Origin of the sequence: Nocardia rhizosphaerae (assembly GCF_042650365.1) — a bacterium.
Lineage (GTDB): Bacteria > Actinomycetota > Actinomycetes > Mycobacteriales > Mycobacteriaceae > Nocardia > Nocardia rhizosphaerae.
In genome coordinates, this window is record NZ_JBHSBA010000007.1 from 393,303 (window position 1) to 409,008 (window position 15,706).

Genomic DNA, 15,706 nt, shown 5'->3' on the forward strand with positions numbered 1-15,706 from the left:
CTCCGACCAGCAGGCGGGCGGCATGCGACGGTGGCTCGAAGACGATGTGATCGCGCACGGCCGCCTGCCCCTGCTGTGCTTCCTGCTCGGGTTCATCCTCGGGTTCGTGGTCATCCGGATCAGCGTGCGGCTGATCCGGGCGAACGTGCGGTGGTGGCCGGGCAACATCAAGGCAGGCGACACCCACATCCACCACATGGTGTTCGGCGTCGTCACGGTGTTGCTGTCGGGGATCGGGCTGATCGCCACCGCCGAGGACTCCACCCAGGTCACCTCCAGCGTGCTCGCCGCCGTATTCGGCGTCGGCGCCGCGCTGGTGCTCGACGAGTTCGCGCTGATCTTCTACCTGCGCGACGTCTACTGGGAGGAACAGGGCCGCACCTCGGTCGACGCGGTCTTCGTCGCGCTCGCGGTCACCGGTCTGCTGCTGCTCGGGGTGCAGCCCGCGACCTTCCTCGACTACGACGACTTCCGCGAATCGCGCGGGATCGGGGTGCGCCTCGCCCTGCTCGCCACGCTGGTGCTGAACCTGCTGCTCGCCGCGGTGGTGATCGCCAAGGGCAAGATCTGGACCGGGCTGTTCGGCATGTTCTTCACACCGCTGCTGCTGATCGGCGCCATCCGGTTGAGCCGTCCCGGCGCGCCGTGGGCCCGCTGGCGCTACGGCGACCGGCCGCGGACCATGGCACGGGCGCTGGCCCGCGAACGCCGGTACCGGCGGCCGGTAATCCGCGCCAAGATCTTCATCCAGGATCTGATCGCGGGCAAACCCGACGTGCAGCACGCCAAGTCGGCCGCCGAGGCCGAGTTGCGGCGCAGGGTGGTCGCGGCGCCGCCCGCCCCACCACCACATCCGCACCTGCCGCATCTGCGGCGGATCGAACCACCGGTGGACGAGCACGTCGATTCGTGACCGAGACCGCCCGATTTCAGCCGTGGCTTGCTGGTCTGGCACAATGAACCGGTTGCCTTGGACGAGTCGTGTCCGAGCGCACTCCTGTTCTGAGCATGAACCGGTCGAGCGCGCGAGCGCCGCCAGGTTCCTCTGTTCGCGCACTGAACCCGTAAAGGTGGAAAATGAACACCCTCGATTTCGTCGACGAGAAGTCGCTGCGTAGCGATGTCCCCGAGTTCCGTCCCGGCGACACCCTGAACGTGCACGTGAAGGTCATCGAAGGCTCGAAGGAGCGCATCCAGGTCTTCAAGGGCGTCGTCATCCGGCGTCAGGGCGGCGGCATCGGCGAGACCTTCACCGTCCGCAAGGTGTCCTTCGGCGTCGGTGTCGAGCGCACCTTCCCGGTGCACAGCCCCAACATCGACCACATCGACGTCGTGACCCGCGGTGACGTGCGTCGCGCCAAGCTGTACTACCTGCGCGATCTGCGCGGTAAGGCCGCCAAGATCAAGGAAAAACGCTGATCTCGCGGTAGCTGATTCCAGCACAGAGTTTTCCGGTGGCCCGGCGCTCCGACTTCGGTCGGGGCGCCGGGCTACTCTGTTCGGCGTGGCAGACGAAAGTGGGTCGGTGTCGGTGTCCGATTCGGGCGACGAAGGTGGGCGGCGCAGACGCGCGCGCGGCGCGAAGAGTGCGAAGAAGCAGCGCCCGTTCTGGCAGGAGCTGCCGATACTGATCGTGATCGCCGCGGTGATCGCCGCGCTGATGGTCACCTTCGTCGGGCGGCCGTACGTGATCCCCTCGCAGTCGATGGAGAACACGCTGCTGATCGGCGACCGCATCTACGTCGAGAAGATCAGCTACTACGGTTCCGACCCAGGGCCCGGCGATGTCGTGGTCTTCGTCGGTCCGCCGTCGTGGAACGGGCACTACAAGTCGATCCGCTCCGACAACACCGTCATCCGCGGTGTGCAGAACTTCCTCTCCTACTTCGGGCTGGTCCCGCCGGACGAGAACGACTTGGTCAAACGGGTCATCGCGGTGGGTGGCCAGACCGTGCAGTGCTGCGATCCGCAGGGCAGGGTGATGGTCGACGGCAAGCCGCTCGACGAGCCCTACATCAAGAAGGACTACCCGTGGTTCACCGACCGGCCCAATGCGGTCTACCCGGCGGGTCGGGTGTTCGGCCCGGTGCAGGTGCCCGAGGGGCATCTGTGGGTGATGGGCGACAACCGCAACGAGTCGGCCGATTCCCGCGCCCACGTCAGCGACGATCTACAGGGCACGGTGCCCGAGGACAATGTGCGCGGTAAGACCGTGTTCAAGATCTGGCCGCCCGGCCGGATGGGGCCGGTCAAGAGCGAGAACGCGCAGGACAACTGAAACGACGAGACGCGGGGACAATCGAACTGTGGGGCAGGATCGGACCAGCTGGCCGCCGCGGGTGGTGATGCGCAGAGCCGGGGGACTACGCACCCTGGAGGCGGCACTCAACCGCGGTGGCCTCGGCCCGGTGGCGGGCGTCGACGAGGCGGGGCGTGGCCCGTGTGCCGGCCCGCTGGTGATCGCGGCCTGTCTGCTCGCGCCCAAGGCCTACGACAAACTGGCCGGGCTCGACGACTCCAAGAAACTCACCGAAGCGGCAAGGGAGGAGCTGTTCCCGGTGGTCCAGCGACTCGCGCTGGCGTGGAGCGTTGTGGTGGTGCCCGCCTGGGAGATCGATTCCATCGGGATCCACGTCGCCAATATCGAGGGCATGCGCCGGGCAGTGGCCGGGCTCGGCCGCACCCCCGGCTACATCCTGACCGACGGTTTCAAGGTGCCGGGGCTGCCTGCCCCCTCGCTGCCGGTGATCGGCGGTGACGGTGCCGCGGCCTGCATCGCCGCGGCCAGCATCCTGGCGAAGGTCACCAGGGACCGGATGATGGTCGAGCTCGACGAGCAGCTGCCCGGATACGGGTTCGCCGCGCACAAGGGCTACAACACACCCGAGCACACCGCGGCGTTGCGCGAGCTCGGACCGAGCACCGAACATCGCCGTTCCTGGCGCAATGTGCGTGAGCTGGAAGCGCCCGGCGGTAGCCGGGTGGCTACCGGCGCGGCGCATGCGCGATGATGTCACCTATGAACGCGGCGCTGCGAGAAGGAGGACGTCCCACCCGATGAGTGCTGAGGACCTCGAGAAGTACGAAACCGAGATGGAACTGTCGCTGTACCGCGAGTACAAGGACATCGTCGGCCAGTTCTCGTACGTGGTGGAGACCGAACGTCGCTTCTACCTGGCCAATTCTGTCGAATTGCGGCCGCAGAACGCCGACGGTGAGGTCTACTTCGAAGTGCGGATGAGCGATGCGTGGGTGTGGGACATGTACCGCCCGGCGCGCTTCGTCAAGCACGTGCGGGTGATCACGTTCAAGGATGTGAACATCGAGGAACTGGAGAAGCCGGACCTGCGGCTGCCGGAGTGATGCCGCACCGCCCGCCGGTGGTTGTCCACAGGCGGGCGGTTGTCCACAGGTTTGTTGTTCGCCCAGGTCGGAGCCGGGGCGCCGATGCCGCGGCGCGGCACGCTGGCAGCCATGGCAGACAAGCAGGCGCTCGGCGCATACGGGGAGCAACTGGCCGCGCAGTTTCTGCGTGAGTCCGGGATGGAGATCGTCGCCCGCAATTGGCGGTGCCGCTACGGCGAACTGGACCTGATCGTCCAGGACCCGTCGGTCACGGCGTTCGTCGAGGTCAAGACCCGGTCGGGGTTGGGGTACGGGTCTCCCGCCGAGGCGGTCACCTTCACCAAACAGCAACGCATCCGGCGGTTGGCGCTGCTGTGGCTGACCGAGCAGGACGGGCCGTGGCGGCGGATCAGGTTCGATGTGGTGTCGGTCCTGGTCGCCCGCGGGCACCGCCCGGTCATCGACCATCTGGCCGCGGCGTTCTGATGGCGCTCGGACGGGCGTTGTCGGTGGCGGTGACCGGGGTCGACGGTCAGCTGGTGGAGATCGAAGCCGATATCGGTCAGGGTCTGCCATCGGTGAATCTGGTCGGCCTGCCCGACACCGCGCTGCAGGAATCACGCAATCGGGTCAGGTCCGCGGTCGCCAACACGGGGGAGAAGTGGCCGGATGGCAGGGTGATCCTCGCCCTGTCCCCGGCCACGCTGCCAAAAGTGGGCAGTGTCTACGATCTGGCGCTCGCGGTGGCGGTACTCGACGCCTCCGGCGCGGTGCCCGGCGAGCGGTTGGCCAAGACCGTGCTGCTGGGCGAGCTGGCGCTCGACGGGCGGGTACGGCGGGTGCGCGGGGTGCTCCCCGCGGTGATCGCCGCCCGCGCGGCGGGCGTGCCGACCGTGGTGGTGCCTGCGGACGCGGTGGCCGAGGCCGGACTGGTCGAGGGGATCGAAGTGCTCGGCGCCGTCAGCCTGCGGGCCGTCGTTGCCTGGTTGCGTGGCGAGGGCACCCTGCTCGAACCGGACGGGTCGCTGCCCGGCGCGCACGCGTCGTGCGGTGATCTCAGCGATGTCGTCGGCCAGGACGAGGCCCGCTGGGCGCTGGAGGTGGCCGCGGCCGGCGGGCACCACCTGCTGCTGACCGGTCCACCCGGGATCGGCAAAACCATGCTGGCGCAACGTCTTCCCGGCCTGCTGCCGCCGTTGACGGAGGCGGAGTCGCTCGAGGTCACCGCGATCCATTCGATGGCAGGCTCGCTGTCGGCCGAACAGCCGTTGCTCACCCTCGCTCCGTTCGTCGCGCCGCATCATTCGACCTCGGTCACCGCGATGATCGGCGGAGGTTCCGGGATGGCGCGACCGGGCGCGGTGAGCCGGGCCCACCGGGGCGTGCTGTTCCTCGACGAATGTGCCGAGATCGGCACGAAAGTGCTGGAGGCGCTGCGTACCCCGCTCGAGGAGGGTGAGGTGCGCATCGCCCGGCGCGACGGTGTCGCGCGCTACCCGGCCCGGTTCCAGCTCGTACTCGCCGCCAATCCCTGTCCGTGCGCTCCAGCCCGCGATGTGGACTGCATCTGCGCGCCACTGGCCCGGCGCCGCTACCTCGGCAAGCTGTCCGGGCCGCTGCTGGACCGCATCGACATCTGGGTGCGGATGCACGGCCAGGCGGGCGCCACCTTCAGCGATACCGAGGCCGAGACCAGCGCCACCGTGGCGGCCAGGGTGGCGCAGGCCCGCGCGCTGGCCGCGCAGCGCTGGAGCGCCGACGGCTGGGCGACCAATGCCGATGTCCCTGGACATGTACTGCGGCAACGGTTCCGGCTGCCCGGCGAGTCGATCGCACCGATCGATACCGCGCTGCGGCTCGGCCGGATGTCGGCGCGCGGTGCCGACCGGGCGATCCGGGTGGCCTGGACGGTGTGCGATCTGCGTGGCGGCGAGGTGCCGAGCGTGCAGGATGTGCTGTCGGCCTTGAACTTCCGGCAGCGGAGCGCCCAGTGACCGGCCTGGTCGATCTCGATGGCGACGCCGACGCCCGCAGGCTCGCGTGGGTGTATCTGTCGCGTGTGGTGCAGGGACCGTGTGCTCCGTTGTCGGCGTTGATCGCCTCGGTCGGGGTGTGCGAGGCGGCGCGGGCCGTCCGCGAACACGAACTGCCCGAACCGCTGCGCGGCCCGACCGCCGCGCGCCGCGCGGTCGACTCGGCCGCAGCCGATCTGGCGGCGATCGCCCGGCTCGGTGGGCGGGTCATCACGCCGGACGACCCGGAATGGCCGGCCTGGCGCATGCTCGGCCTGAACCAGCTCGACACCGACCGTGACCGCGAGGCAGCGGTACCGCTGGTGCTGTGGGCGCGTGGGCCGCTGTCACTGGCGAGCGCCTCCGAACGTGCTGTCGCCGTGGTGGGTTCGCGCTGCAGCACCGGCTACGGGGTGCAGGTGGCCGGTGAGATCGCCTGCGAGCTGGCGGGTCGGGGTTGGACGATCGTCTCCGGCGCCGCGTTCGGCATCGACGCGGCCGCGCACCGGGCGGCGTTGGCCGTCGGCGGCCGCACCGTCGCGGTGCTCGCCTGCGGCGTCGACCGCCCGTACCCCGCCCAGCACGACCGGCTGCTCGCGGCCATCGCCGAGACCGGGCTGGTTGTCAGCGAGTACCCGCCGGGCACCCCCGCGCAGAAGCACCGGTTCCTCGCCCGCAACCGGTTGATCGCCACCCTCGGTGACGGTGTCCTCGTCGTCGAGGCGGGCCTGCGCAGCGGGGCACGCAACACCGTGAAATGGGCCCGCCGCCTCGGCAGGCCCGCCATGGCGGTGCCGGGTCCCGTCGGCTCCGCGTCCTCGGCGGGATGTCACCGCATGATCCGCGAGGGCGAAGCCCTGCTCGTCACCGGAGCCGAAGACATCGTCGACGAAGCAGGGCCCCTGCGCCTGCCCGTCGCCGACGACACCACCGACCCGGCCGCCCACCTCCGCGGCGCCGAGGCCGACATCTACGCGACACTGCCGGCCGTCGGCTCCCGGCTACCCCGCGACCTCGCCCAGCAATCCGGCCTCGACCTACCCACGGTCCGCGCCGTCCTGGTCGGCCTGGAACTCTCCGGACTGGTCGGCTGTGACTCCGACGGTTGGTTTCGCACGCGAGGCAGGCGGCCGGGGTGAGCGACGCCGGTCATCGGGGTGCAGGAGCCGCGCCGCTGCGGCGGGTTCATCGGCCGTGCGGTGCGACGCAGCGGGAATCACCGTCTCCTCGCTGAGGGACCGATGGCGTGGCGGGTTGCGCGAGGTGGGTATTGAGGTGACGGTGGGAAGATGGACGTGTTGCCCGAGGACCTGACCGCGCTGATCGCCGAGTTCGGGCGGCATCTGCGGTTGGGGCGGAATCGGTCGGCGCATACGGTGCGGGCCTATCTCGGAGACGTGCGGTCCTTGCTCGAGCACCTGTACGCGCGGTCGGCGGATTCGGCGATCCGGGAGGTGGATCTGTCACTACTGCGGTCCTGGTTGGCCGAACTCGCGGCGCAGGGTGCCGCGCGGACCACCCTGTCGCGACGAGCCTCGGCCGCACGGACATTCACCGCTTGGCTCACCGAGACCGGTCGGCTGACAGTGGATCCCGGGCTCCGGCTGCAGGCTCCGAAAGCGCACCGGGTGCTGCCCGCCGTGCTAGCGCGGGGTCAAGCGGCGCAGGCCATGGATGCCGCGGAATCCGGTGCTGCCCAACAGGATCCGATGGCGCTGCGGGATCGGCTGATTGTCGAACTGCTGTACGCCACCGGGATCAGGGTCAGCGAACTGTGCGGTCTCGACGTCGACGACATCGACCGGGAACGGCGGCTCGTCCGGGTGCTCGGCAAAGGCAACAAGGAGCGGTCGGTACCGTTCGGCGGTCCCGCGGACGTCGCGCTCGACGCCTGGCTCCGAGCGGGCAGACCCGCCCTCGTCAACGACCGGTCGGGACGGGCCCTGCTGCTCGGGCAGCGCGGCCGCAGGCTCGACCAGCGTCAGGCCAGAACCGTCGTGCACGAGACCGTCGCCGCCATCCCCGGTGCCCCCGCCATGGGCCCGCACGGCCTGCGTCACACCGCCGCCACCCACCTGCTCGAGGGTGGCGCCGACCTGCGCGTCGTCCAGGAACTCCTCGGCCACGCGAGCATGGCCACCACCCAGCTCTACACCCACGTCTCGGTCGAACGATTGAAACGAGTCCACGACCAGGCCCACCCACGCGCATAGCCCGCGTGCGGGCCGAGCGCCGCTCGCAGCGATGCACCTCCAGACGTCACCGCCCGCCAGCACTGAACACCCGGCCCCACACCACGGCCCCGCCCGCTTCCCGGCCGGCACCGTCGAGTGACCCGCATCGACGGCACCGCGGCGAGGGCAGTCGCTCCGCATCCCGGCGCAACCTGTACGGGTTCGGCGCGTTGCGGTAGCGGGATCGGGTGGGGCGGCAAGATGGGTGGTGGAGGTGGTGGTGATGGCATTGCCCGAGGTCGGGGGTGAATCGGAGGACGGGGAAGGGGAGGTGGACTATCGGTTCACGCTGGCGAACGAGCGGACCTTCCTGGCGTGGATACGGACCGCGCTCGGCCTGCTCGCCGGAGGCGTCGCGGTGCACACGCTGGTACAGCCGTTGCGGCTGGCCGGGTTCGGTGGACTGATTGCGCTGTGCTGCCTGATCATGGCGCTGGCGGTGGCTCTCGGCGCGCTGCGGCACTGGCGACGTGTCGACGTCGCCATGCGTGTGGGCCGCCCCCTGCCCGGCACGATCCTGGTTCCCGTGCTCTCCGCCGGAGTGGCGATCGTCGCCGCGCTGGCCTGTCTGGCGGTGTTGCTGTCGTGACGGCGCCGACCCTCGCCGCGGAACGCACCGCGCTGGCCTGGCGGCGGACCGCGCTCGGCGCGGCGGCGTGTGCGCTGCTGTTCGTCCATGCGGTCACCCTCGACGACTGGCCCACCCTGGCCCTTCCTCTCACCGCCGCCGCGATCGCGTTACTGCTGAGCGTGATCGGCTGGGCCCGTGGCCGGGCGCTGCACCACGGGCGGGTGAGCACCGGGCGCGTCCTTGTCCCGCTCACCACATGCGCTGTGGTCGCCGTCGCGGCGATCGCCATCGGCACACTGCTGATCGATCGGTTGTCGACCTGACCGGGCGCCGTCGGGCGCCGGCCGATGGCACGCGATGCGACCGCCGTCGCTCATGGTCCGCGATATCCGTCTCGCAACCGGTCGCGACGTCGGGCGCGGACTGTCGGGACCGCGACGCGAGCGGATTGCCGGGCGGCGTGCCACGCAATTCGCTCGACTCCGGCGAACCCCCGGAATATCGTCGGCGGCCATGAACCATGGGATGCCGGACGAGCAGGAGACTCCCGTGCGCGAGCGGCTGCGCGCGGCGCTGAAGCCGGCGCTGAAGTCACGGGATCGCAGCGCGGTGTCGGCGCTGCGGACAGTGCTGGGGGCGATCGACAACGCCGAGGCGGTCGACGCGAGTGACACGCGGGCCGGCGCGCTGGAAGACAGCGCACTCGGTCTCGGGGCAGCCGAGGTGAGCCGCCGCGACCTCACCGAAGACGACATCCTCGCGATCGTGCGCCGCGAGATCGACGAAAGGCACACCGCCGCTGCCGAATACGACCGGCTCGGCGCCACGGACCGCCGCGACCGGTTGATCGCCGAGGCCGCGGCACTGTCGGCGGTGCTCTGACCTCGGCACCGCGGCGGGCCGTTCTTCTCCGGCTGGTGGGCGACCAGCGTTGTCACCGCGCGGAGGCACGATCAGCGCTCAGTTGCTGGTCGGCAGCGTGTTCAGATAGCGGTGGGCGATCCAGCGCTGGACTCCGTGGACAAGCGGTCCACCGAGGCGCGTGTACCAGGCTCCGGGGCGGGAAAAGGCGGTGACCAGGCCGTGGACGGAGTCGTCGGTCGGGTCGTATTCGACGGCGAACAGTTCCTCGCCGATCTCGGGATGGCCGGGCAGGGTGCCGTAGGCGAAACCGCGGCGATCGGGCTCGTGCAGGACATAGACGACGCGACAGGGCGCGCTGATGCCGATCGAGCCGATCCCGAGCCGGACCGTCAGCTCGGTACCCGCCTCGGCGGTCTCGGTGTCGGCGTGCTCGAAGATGCCGACGCCCTTTTGCATTCCGAAGGCGAAGATGTGCTCGGCGGCTTGCTCGAACAGATCGCGGCCGTGCCCGATCCCCCGGCGATGCCGCAACCGCTGGTATCCGGCGGGAAAGGTCGTGCGGGTGGCGCCCACGTCGGGATAGGTGAACGCTGTTCGTTTCTCGGCCACCTCCCGATTGTCGTCCCGTGGGAGAGGCGGGTGCCAGCCGCCCGCCCGAGTGTTTCGTCACCTCACGCCGTCATCGGCAGCAATCGCACCGGCACCTCGTGCAGCAGGCCGAGCGGATCGACGTACTCGCGTCTGCTGTGCGCGCCTGCCTCGCGGCGCGCACCCCAATGCAGACACGCCGCGGCCGGACACCCCTCGTGCCCGGCCGACAACGTCCCGATCGGCGTGCCCCTGCGCACCCGCGTACCCACTGCCACCTGAGCGCGCACGGGTTCGTAGGTCGTCCGCAGCCCGCCGGCGTGCTCGATCGACACCACCGGCTTGCCCGCCACCATCCCGGCGAACACCACGATCCCGGCACCGGCGGCGAGCACCGTCTGTCCCACGCTCCCGGCCAGATCCACTCCGCGGTGCCCGGGCAGCCAATTCCGTTCCGGCTTGTCGAAGTACCGTTCCACCGCAGGCCGCGGCCGCAACGGCCATCCGAATTCACCGCCGCGGCTCCCGGCCGCCTGCACGTCACCGACGAGCGACAGCACCAACCCCATGCAGGCCACCCCACACCGGGCCGCCATCCGGGCCCGGTTGCCGGTCCGGCCGCGCCGGAGCATCGAGTCGCGCCGATACGTCGAGCGTGCCCCTCGCCCGGATCGGCGCCGATGACCGGGAGCCGACGCTGCACGTGCGCCTCGTCGACCGTGGCAAGCCGGATCAGCACCCGCTCGGCGAGGCCGAAGTGCCGCAGATCCATTACCCGCTCGATGCTCGCCGTTGCGCCTCATGTCAGCGATGTGGCCGCGGTGCCTGCACCCGCTGCTGGGCGAGCAGCGCGCCGACCAGGTCACGCAGGGCGGCGGGGAGCGCCGTCGCCGAACCGCCTGCCCTTTCACCACGCAGCACGATCTCGACCTCGACCGGTCCGGACCGGTCCGCGGCCACGTGGGGAGCCGATGTCAGGTCGTGGACCGTGATGCGGACGGGCACCGGCGCGGGCGATGGTGTCATCGGACCGGCGGCATCGTGCCGTTCCGGGGGCGGCGCGGGGACAGTGGGCGTCTGCCCACCGGAACAGACCGGCGCGATGGCAGCGCCGCCGCCGTGGTCGGCGCCGACCGGTGCGGCCATGACACCGGCCGCGCACAGCAGCGGAATCGTGACGATCAGGGCTCGGGAGAAGATGTTCATGCCCCCACTTTCGGCGGTGTATTCCGTCTTCGGGGGCCGCGTTTCGCGATTGTGGACAACATCGGCCTATGTGGATATCGCGCACTTCACCGCCGGAACGGGCCTGCGTCGCGAGGGGCGATTTCGGCGACGGCCCAGGTCCGCGTAGACTGATCACGCGGTTTGTGCTCAGCCATCTGCGCACGGCATGAACCGACTTCGCGCGCCACCCGTGCTCGTCCATCCGGTCGTCGCTCGCAACGCAGACGTCCTCAGGGCAGATCAGCGCGAGTTCTCCAGCGGATGAACGATGAAATCGTCGGCTGGTCCCGGTTCTTGTGATCGGGTCCGGCGGTTTCGGTGGCGCCAGGGCAGTCGATCGCCGATCGGCTGCGGCAACCGGCAACGAAAGAGAGATACGGGAGCTATGGCTGTCGTAACCATGAAGCAGCTGCTCGACAGCGGCGCGCACTTCGGGCACCAGACCCGGCGGTGGAACCCGAAGATGAAGCGGTTCATCTTCACCGACCGCAACGGCATCTACATCATCGACCTGCAGCAGACGCTGACCTACATCGACAAGGCCTACGAGTTCGTCAAGGAGACGGTCGCCCACGGTGGCACCGTGCTCTTCGTCGGTACCAAGAAGCAGGCACAGGAGTCGATCGCGGCCGAGGCGACTCGCGTCGGGATGCCCTACGTCAACCAGCGCTGGCTGGGTGGCATGCTCACCAACTTCTCGACCGTCCACAAGCGCCTGCAGCGCCTGAAGGAGCTCGAGGCCATGGAGCAGACCGGTGGCTTCGAGGGTCGCACCAAGAAGGAAATCCTCATGCTCACGCGTGAGATGACCAAGCTGGACCGCACCCTCGGCGGTATCCGCGACATGGCCAAGGTGCCCTCGGCCATCTGGGTCGTCGACACCAACAAGGAGCACATCGCCGTCGGCGAGGCCCGCAAGCTGAACATCCCGGTCATCGCGATCCTGGACACCAACTGCGATCCCGACCTGGTCGACTACCCGATCCCGGGTAACGACGACGCGATCCGTTCCGCCGCTCTGCTCACCAAGGTCGTCGCCTCCGCGGTGGCCGAGGGCGTGCAGGCCCGCGCGGGCCAGGCTTCCGGCGACGCGAAGCCCGAGGCCGGCGCAGGCGAGCCGCTCGCCGAGTGGGAGCAGGAGCTGCTGGCTCAGGCGACCCCGGCTGCCGAGGCCGCCACCGAGACGCCGGCCGAGGCCGCTGCCGAGGTCAAGGCCGACCCGGCGCAGCACACCCCGGCCGACTTCTGAGCTGATCAGTAGTCGACTGTTCACCTTGCCGGCCCATCTGAATTCAGATGCGGTCGGCAAGGTGGCGTAATACCCAGAACACCACAGCAGGGCCTACGGCCGAGGTCGTTATTCTTCCCCGTTCTCGGCCGCCTCGATCTGGACTGACCGGAGGGTGCGACGAAGGAGTACCCGTAGGGAGGGAAGATCGAGGCCGAAAGGCCGAGAACCCGCGGCGCCCGCGCCGCCAGAAACACAGGAGGCTCGCCCCCGATGGCGAACTACACCGCTGCTGACGTGAAGCGGCTCCGCGAGCTCACCGGCTCCGGCATGATGGATTGCAAGAACGCGCTGGCCGAGTCCGACGGCGATTTCGACAAGGCCGTCGAGGTGCTGCGCATCAAGGGCGCCAAGGATGTCGGCAAGCGTGCCGAGCGCGCCACCGCCGAGGGTCTGGTCATCGCCAAGGACGGCGTGATGGTCGAGATCAACTCCGAGACCGACTTCGTCGCCAAGAACGCGGAGTTCCAGGAGCTGGCCGACGCCATCGTCACCGCGGCCGCCGCCGCCAAGCCCGCCGACCTGGAGGCGCTCAAGGCGCTGAAGCTGGCCGACACCACCGTCGACGAGGCCGTGCAGGCACTGGCCGCCAAGATCGGTGAGAAGCTGGAACTGCGTCGCGTCGTCGCCTTCGACGGCCCGGTCGCCACCTACCTGCACAAGCGTGCCTCCGACCTGCCGCCCGCCGTCGGCGTGCTGGTCGAGTACGAGGGTGAAGGCGACGCCGCCGCTGAGGCCGCGCGCGCCGCAGGCATGCAGGTCGCCGCACTCAAGGCCAAGTACCTGACCCGCGACGAGGTGCCCGCCGACATCGTCGAGAACGAGCGCCGCATCGCCGAGCAGACCGCGCGCGAAGAAGGCAAGCCCGAGGCCGCGCTGCCGAAGATCACCGAGGGTCGCGTCAACGGCTTCTTCAAGGACGTCGTGCTGCTGGAGCAGTCCGCCGTCACCGACTCGAAGAAGACCGTCAAGGCCCTCCTGGAAGAGGCCGGTGTCACCGTGAAGCGCTTCGCGCGCTTCGAGGTCGGCCAGGCCTGATCCGCCGGTTCGAGAGCCCCTCGGGAGCAGCGCACGGCTGCACCCGAGGGGCTCTCGCCGATTCGTAGCGGCAGCCGGGGGGTCTTGTACGGTGGCAGAATCCGGATAGGGCAGGATAGATGCCGCTTCGCCTAGTTGTGCGGCCGCTTGCCGTGCCCGCGTTCGACCGACCTCGCCGAAGGAGACGACCACCCATGACCGACCCGGGTTACGACCGCCCTGGATACCGCCGGGTGCTGCTCAAACTGGGTGGGGAGATGTTCGGCGGAGGTGGTGTCGGCCTCGACCCCGACGTCGTGCAGACCGTGGCCGAGCAGATCGCCGAGATCGTCGAGACCGGCGTGCAGGTGGCCGTGGTGATCGGCGGCGGCAACTTCTTCCGCGGCGCCGAGCTGGAGGAGCGCGGCATGGAACGCGCCCGCTCGGACTACATGGGCATGCTCGGCACCGTGATGAACAGCCTTGCGCTGCAGGACTTCCTGCAGCAGCAGGGGGTGGACACCCGCGTGCAGACCGCCATCACGATGGGCCAGGTCGCCGAGCCGTACCTGCCGCTGCGCGCCAAGCGGCACCTGGAGAAGGGCCGCGTCGTGATCTTCGGCGCGGGCATGGGCATGCCCTACTTCTCCACCGACACCACCGCAGCCCAGCGCGCGCTCGAGATCGGCGCCGATGTGGTGCTGATGGCGAAGGCTGTCGACGGGGTGTTCGACGCCGACCCGCGGGTGGACGAGAACGCGAACATGTACACCGAGATCACGCACAAGGAAGTGATCGAAAAGGGGCTGAAGGTGGCCGATGCCACCGCGTTCAGTCTCTGCATGGACAACCAGATGCCGATTCTGGTGTTCAATTTGCTGACCAAGGGCAATATTGCCCGGGCAGTCGCCGGTGAGCACATCGGCACCCTGGTTCGGTCCTGATCCCGCTCCCGCGACAGGACGACGATGACGACGCTGTGGAGGAACCGGTCGTGATTGATGAAGCGCTCTTCGATGCCGAAGAGAAGATGGAGAAAGCCGTCTCGGTGGCGAAGGACGACCTGGGCACCATCCGGACCGGCCGCGCCAACCCCGGCATGTTCTCGCGCGTGGTGGTCGACTACTACGGCTCGCCGACCCCGATCACGCAGATGTCGAGTATCACCGTGCCCGAGCCGCGCATGGTCGTGATCAAGCCTTACGAGCAGAGCCAGCTCGGCCCGATCGAGAACGCGATCCGTAACTCCGATCTGGGCGTGAACCCCACCAACAACGGTGACATCCTGCGCATCACCGTGCCGCAGCTCACCGAGGAACGTCGCCGCGAGATGGTCAAGATGGCCAAGAGCAAGGGCGAGGATGCCAAGGTCTCGATCCGTAACGTCCGCCGCAAGGCGATGGACGAGCTGGGCCGGATCCAGAAGGATGGCGAGGCGGGTGAGGACGAGGTCGGGCGTGCCGAGAAGGAGCTCGACAAGACCACCGCCAAATACGTGGGCCAGATCGACGAGCTGGTCAAGCACAAGGAAGCCGAACTGCTCGAGGTCTGAGGCAGATCGCACGAGTCCCGCTCGGGCGGGGGATGAACGGAACGAACGAGTTGAGCGACGGGACAATCGTGGCCGAAGACGCCGCCGCCACCGGAGCGGCACCGGAGCCGATGCCGGATCGGGTCGAGCAGACCGACGCGGCGACGCCGACCCCGCATGTCGAGGTGCCTGCCGAACCGCAGGCACCCGCCTCGCGCGCGGGCCGGAATCTGCCCGCCGCGCTGGCGGTCGGTCTCGGTCTCGGTCTGTCGCTCATCGCGATCCTGCTGTTCGTCCCCAAAGTATTCATCGGCGTCGCCGGTGCCGCTGTCGGCGTCGCTACCTGGGAGGTCGCCAAGCGGCTGCGCGAGGCCGATGTGCTGGTGCCGCGGATCCCGCTGCTGCTCGGCGGGCAGGCGGTGTTCTGGCTGGGCTGGCCGTGGGGCGCCAAGGGCGTGGTCGGCGCCTTCGCGGCGACCGCGCTGGTCTGTATGGTCTGGCGCCTGTTCGACCACGGCCTGAACACCGCGCCGAAGAACTTCCTGCGCGACACCGCGATCGCGCTGTTCACGCTCACCTGGATCCCGCTGCTCGCCTCGTTCGCGACGTTGCTGCTGCTCGAACCCGACGGCAACCTGCGGGTGCTGACGTTCATGATCCTGGTCGTCTGCTCCGACGTCGGCGGCTATGTGGCCGGTGTGTTGTTCGGCAGGCACCCCATGGTGCCCGCGATCAGCCCGAAGAAGTCGTGGGAGGGGTTCTGCGGTTCGCTGGTGTTCAGCGTGATCGGCGGCCTGCTCACCGTCACCCTGCTGCTCGAGGCGAATTCGATGATCGGTGTCGTCCTCGGCATCGGTCTGGTGGTGGTGGCGACCTGCGGTGATCTGATCGAGTCCCAGATCAAGCGCGAACTCGGCATCAAGGACATGGGCACCATGCTGCCCGGCCACGGCGGCATCATGGACCGCTTGGACTCGATGCTGCCGTCGGCCTTCGTGTCGTGGCTGGTGCTCAGCGCGCTGCTGTAGG

At 69.2% G+C, this 15,706-nt stretch carries 20 protein-coding genes; 17 read left to right on the forward strand and 3 right to left on the reverse strand.

Annotated elements, in window-relative coordinates; all coding sequences use genetic code 11:
- Positions 1-22: 22 nt before the first annotated feature.
- The 12 genes from ACFOW8_RS16590 to ACFOW8_RS16645 all read left to right on the forward strand — a co-directional run bounded on the left by ACFOW8_RS16590 (position 23) and on the right by ACFOW8_RS16645 (position 9,044).
- Positions 23-913, forward strand: coding sequence for a hypothetical protein (locus ACFOW8_RS16590; protein ID WP_378551518.1), 891 nt, complete (start codon positions 23-25; stop codon positions 911-913).
- A 164-nt stretch (positions 914-1,077) separates the two neighbouring features.
- Positions 1,078-1,419 carry a 50S ribosomal protein L19 gene (gene rplS, locus ACFOW8_RS16595; protein ID WP_378551519.1) on the forward strand — a complete coding sequence of 114 codons (342 nt, stop codon included), beginning with the start codon at positions 1,078-1,080 and terminating at the stop codon, positions 1,417-1,419.
- An 85-nt stretch (positions 1,420-1,504) separates the two neighbouring features.
- Positions 1,505-2,278 carry a signal peptidase I gene (gene lepB, locus ACFOW8_RS16600; protein ID WP_378551520.1) on the forward strand — a complete coding sequence of 258 codons (774 nt, stop codon included), beginning with the start codon at positions 1,505-1,507 and terminating at the stop codon, positions 2,276-2,278.
- 28 nt (positions 2,279-2,306) lie between these two features.
- A complete protein-coding gene (locus ACFOW8_RS16605) occupies positions 2,307-3,011 on the forward strand; it encodes a ribonuclease HII (protein ID WP_378551521.1) in 705 nt (234 codons plus the stop codon).
- A gap of 46 nt (positions 3,012-3,057) precedes the next feature.
- Positions 3,058-3,363: a DUF2469 domain-containing protein gene (locus ACFOW8_RS16610; RefSeq protein ID WP_011210678.1), complete on the forward strand. Its 306-nt coding sequence runs from the start codon at positions 3,058-3,060 to the stop codon at positions 3,361-3,363.
- Between the two features lie 111 nt (positions 3,364-3,474).
- Positions 3,475-3,831, forward strand: a complete 357-nt coding sequence (locus ACFOW8_RS16615) for a YraN family protein (RefSeq protein ID WP_378551522.1) — start codon at positions 3,475-3,477, stop codon at positions 3,829-3,831.
- Entirely contained in the window at positions 3,831-5,339 is a 1,509-nt protein-coding gene (locus ACFOW8_RS16620; RefSeq protein WP_378551523.1) for a YifB family Mg chelatase-like AAA ATPase, read from the forward strand. Before ACFOW8_RS16615 ends, ACFOW8_RS16620 begins: the two co-directional genes overlap by 1 nt.
- A complete protein-coding gene (dprA, locus tag ACFOW8_RS16625; RefSeq protein ID WP_378551524.1) occupies positions 5,336-6,496 on the forward strand; it encodes a DNA-processing protein DprA in 1,161 nt (386 codons plus the stop codon). The genes ACFOW8_RS16620 and dprA overlap by 4 nt, the downstream gene beginning before the upstream one ends.
- A gap of 150 nt (positions 6,497-6,646) precedes the next feature.
- Positions 6,647-7,570, forward strand: a complete 924-nt coding sequence (locus ACFOW8_RS16630) for a tyrosine recombinase XerC (RefSeq protein WP_378551525.1) — start codon at positions 6,647-6,649, stop codon at positions 7,568-7,570.
- Between the two features lie 244 nt (positions 7,571-7,814).
- Complete coding sequence (locus ACFOW8_RS16635; RefSeq protein WP_378551526.1) at positions 7,815-8,180, forward strand: YidH family protein; 366 nt, start codon at positions 7,815-7,817, stop codon at positions 8,178-8,180.
- Positions 8,177-8,485, forward strand: a complete 309-nt coding sequence (locus tag ACFOW8_RS16640; RefSeq protein WP_378551527.1) for a DUF202 domain-containing protein — start codon at positions 8,177-8,179, stop codon at positions 8,483-8,485. The genes ACFOW8_RS16635 and ACFOW8_RS16640 overlap by 4 nt, the downstream gene beginning before the upstream one ends.
- A 190-nt stretch (positions 8,486-8,675) precedes the next feature.
- Positions 8,676-9,044, forward strand: coding sequence for a hypothetical protein (locus ACFOW8_RS16645; RefSeq protein WP_378551528.1), 369 nt, complete (start codon positions 8,676-8,678; stop codon positions 9,042-9,044).
- A gap of 78 nt (positions 9,045-9,122) precedes the next feature.
- Here ACFOW8_RS16645 and ACFOW8_RS16650 read toward each other — a convergent pair whose 3' ends face one another.
- From ACFOW8_RS16650 to ACFOW8_RS16660, 3 genes are all read right to left on the reverse strand, one after another.
- Positions 9,123-9,635, reverse strand: coding sequence for a DUF1990 family protein (locus tag ACFOW8_RS16650; RefSeq protein WP_378551529.1), 513 nt, complete (start codon positions 9,633-9,635; stop codon positions 9,123-9,125).
- Between the two features lie 62 nt (positions 9,636-9,697).
- Positions 9,698-10,183, reverse strand: coding sequence for a M23 family metallopeptidase (locus ACFOW8_RS16655; RefSeq protein WP_378551530.1), 486 nt, complete (start codon positions 10,181-10,183; stop codon positions 9,698-9,700).
- A 235-nt stretch (positions 10,184-10,418) separates the two neighbouring features.
- Positions 10,419-10,820: a hypothetical protein gene (locus ACFOW8_RS16660; protein ID WP_378551531.1), complete on the reverse strand. Its 402-nt coding sequence runs from the start codon at positions 10,818-10,820 to the stop codon at positions 10,419-10,421.
- Positions 10,821-11,226: 406 nt separating this feature from the next.
- On the opposite strand from ACFOW8_RS16660, the gene rpsB reads away from it, so the two are divergent.
- From rpsB to ACFOW8_RS16685, 5 genes are all read left to right on the forward strand, one after another.
- Positions 11,227-12,090 (forward strand): 30S ribosomal protein S2, encoded by an 864-nt coding sequence (gene rpsB / locus ACFOW8_RS16665; RefSeq protein ID WP_378551532.1) that lies wholly within the window; start codon positions 11,227-11,229, stop codon positions 12,088-12,090.
- A gap of 252 nt (positions 12,091-12,342) precedes the next feature.
- Positions 12,343-13,167 (forward strand): translation elongation factor Ts, encoded by an 825-nt coding sequence (gene tsf, locus ACFOW8_RS16670; RefSeq protein ID WP_378551533.1) that lies wholly within the window; start codon positions 12,343-12,345, stop codon positions 13,165-13,167.
- Positions 13,168-13,361: 194 nt separating this feature from the next.
- Positions 13,362-14,090, forward strand: coding sequence for a UMP kinase (gene pyrH / locus ACFOW8_RS16675; protein WP_378551534.1), 729 nt, complete (start codon positions 13,362-13,364; stop codon positions 14,088-14,090).
- Between the two features lie 50 nt (positions 14,091-14,140).
- On the forward strand, positions 14,141-14,698 hold the full coding sequence (gene frr / locus ACFOW8_RS16680) for a ribosome recycling factor (RefSeq protein WP_378551535.1): 558 nt from the start codon (positions 14,141-14,143) through the stop codon (positions 14,696-14,698).
- Between the two features lie 110 nt (positions 14,699-14,808).
- Positions 14,809-15,705 (forward strand): phosphatidate cytidylyltransferase, encoded by an 897-nt coding sequence (locus ACFOW8_RS16685; protein WP_378552044.1) that lies wholly within the window; start codon positions 14,809-14,811, stop codon positions 15,703-15,705.
- The last annotated feature ends 1 nt before the right edge of the window (position 15,706 follow it).

Bases quoted from the DNA above. Each gene is read 5' to 3' on its own strand.
- ACFOW8_RS16590 (WP_378551518.1), top strand. From the start codon at position 23: ATGCGACGGTGGCTCGAAGACGATGTGATCGCGCACGGCCGCCTGCCC.
- rplS (WP_378551519.1), top strand. From the start codon at position 1,078: ATGAACACCCTCGATTTCGTCGACGAGAAGTCGCTGCGTAGCGATGTC.
- ACFOW8_RS16610 (WP_011210678.1), top strand. From the start codon at position 3,058: ATGAGTGCTGAGGACCTCGAGAAGTACGAAACCGAGATGGAACTGTCG.
- ACFOW8_RS16615 (WP_378551522.1), top strand. From the start codon at position 3,475: ATGGCAGACAAGCAGGCGCTCGGCGCATACGGGGAGCAACTGGCCGCG.
- ACFOW8_RS16620 (WP_378551523.1), top strand. From the start codon at position 3,831: ATGGCGCTCGGACGGGCGTTGTCGGTGGCGGTGACCGGGGTCGACGGT.
- ACFOW8_RS16630 (WP_378551525.1), top strand. From the start codon at position 6,647: ATGGACGTGTTGCCCGAGGACCTGACCGCGCTGATCGCCGAGTTCGGG.
- ACFOW8_RS16635 (WP_378551526.1), top strand. From the start codon at position 7,815: ATGGCATTGCCCGAGGTCGGGGGTGAATCGGAGGACGGGGAAGGGGAG.
- ACFOW8_RS16645 (WP_378551528.1), top strand. From the start codon at position 8,676: ATGAACCATGGGATGCCGGACGAGCAGGAGACTCCCGTGCGCGAGCGG.
- ACFOW8_RS16655 (WP_378551530.1), bottom strand. From the start codon at position 10,183: ATGGGGTTGGTGCTGTCGCTCGTCGGTGACGTGCAGGCGGCCGGGAGC.
- ACFOW8_RS16660 (WP_378551531.1), bottom strand. From the start codon at position 10,820: ATGAACATCTTCTCCCGAGCCCTGATCGTCACGATTCCGCTGCTGTGC.
- rpsB (WP_378551532.1), top strand. From the start codon at position 11,227: ATGGCTGTCGTAACCATGAAGCAGCTGCTCGACAGCGGCGCGCACTTC.
- tsf (WP_378551533.1), top strand. From the start codon at position 12,343: ATGGCGAACTACACCGCTGCTGACGTGAAGCGGCTCCGCGAGCTCACC.
- pyrH (WP_378551534.1), top strand. From the start codon at position 13,362: ATGACCGACCCGGGTTACGACCGCCCTGGATACCGCCGGGTGCTGCTC.
- ACFOW8_RS16685 (WP_378552044.1), top strand. From the start codon at position 14,809: ATGCCGGATCGGGTCGAGCAGACCGACGCGGCGACGCCGACCCCGCAT.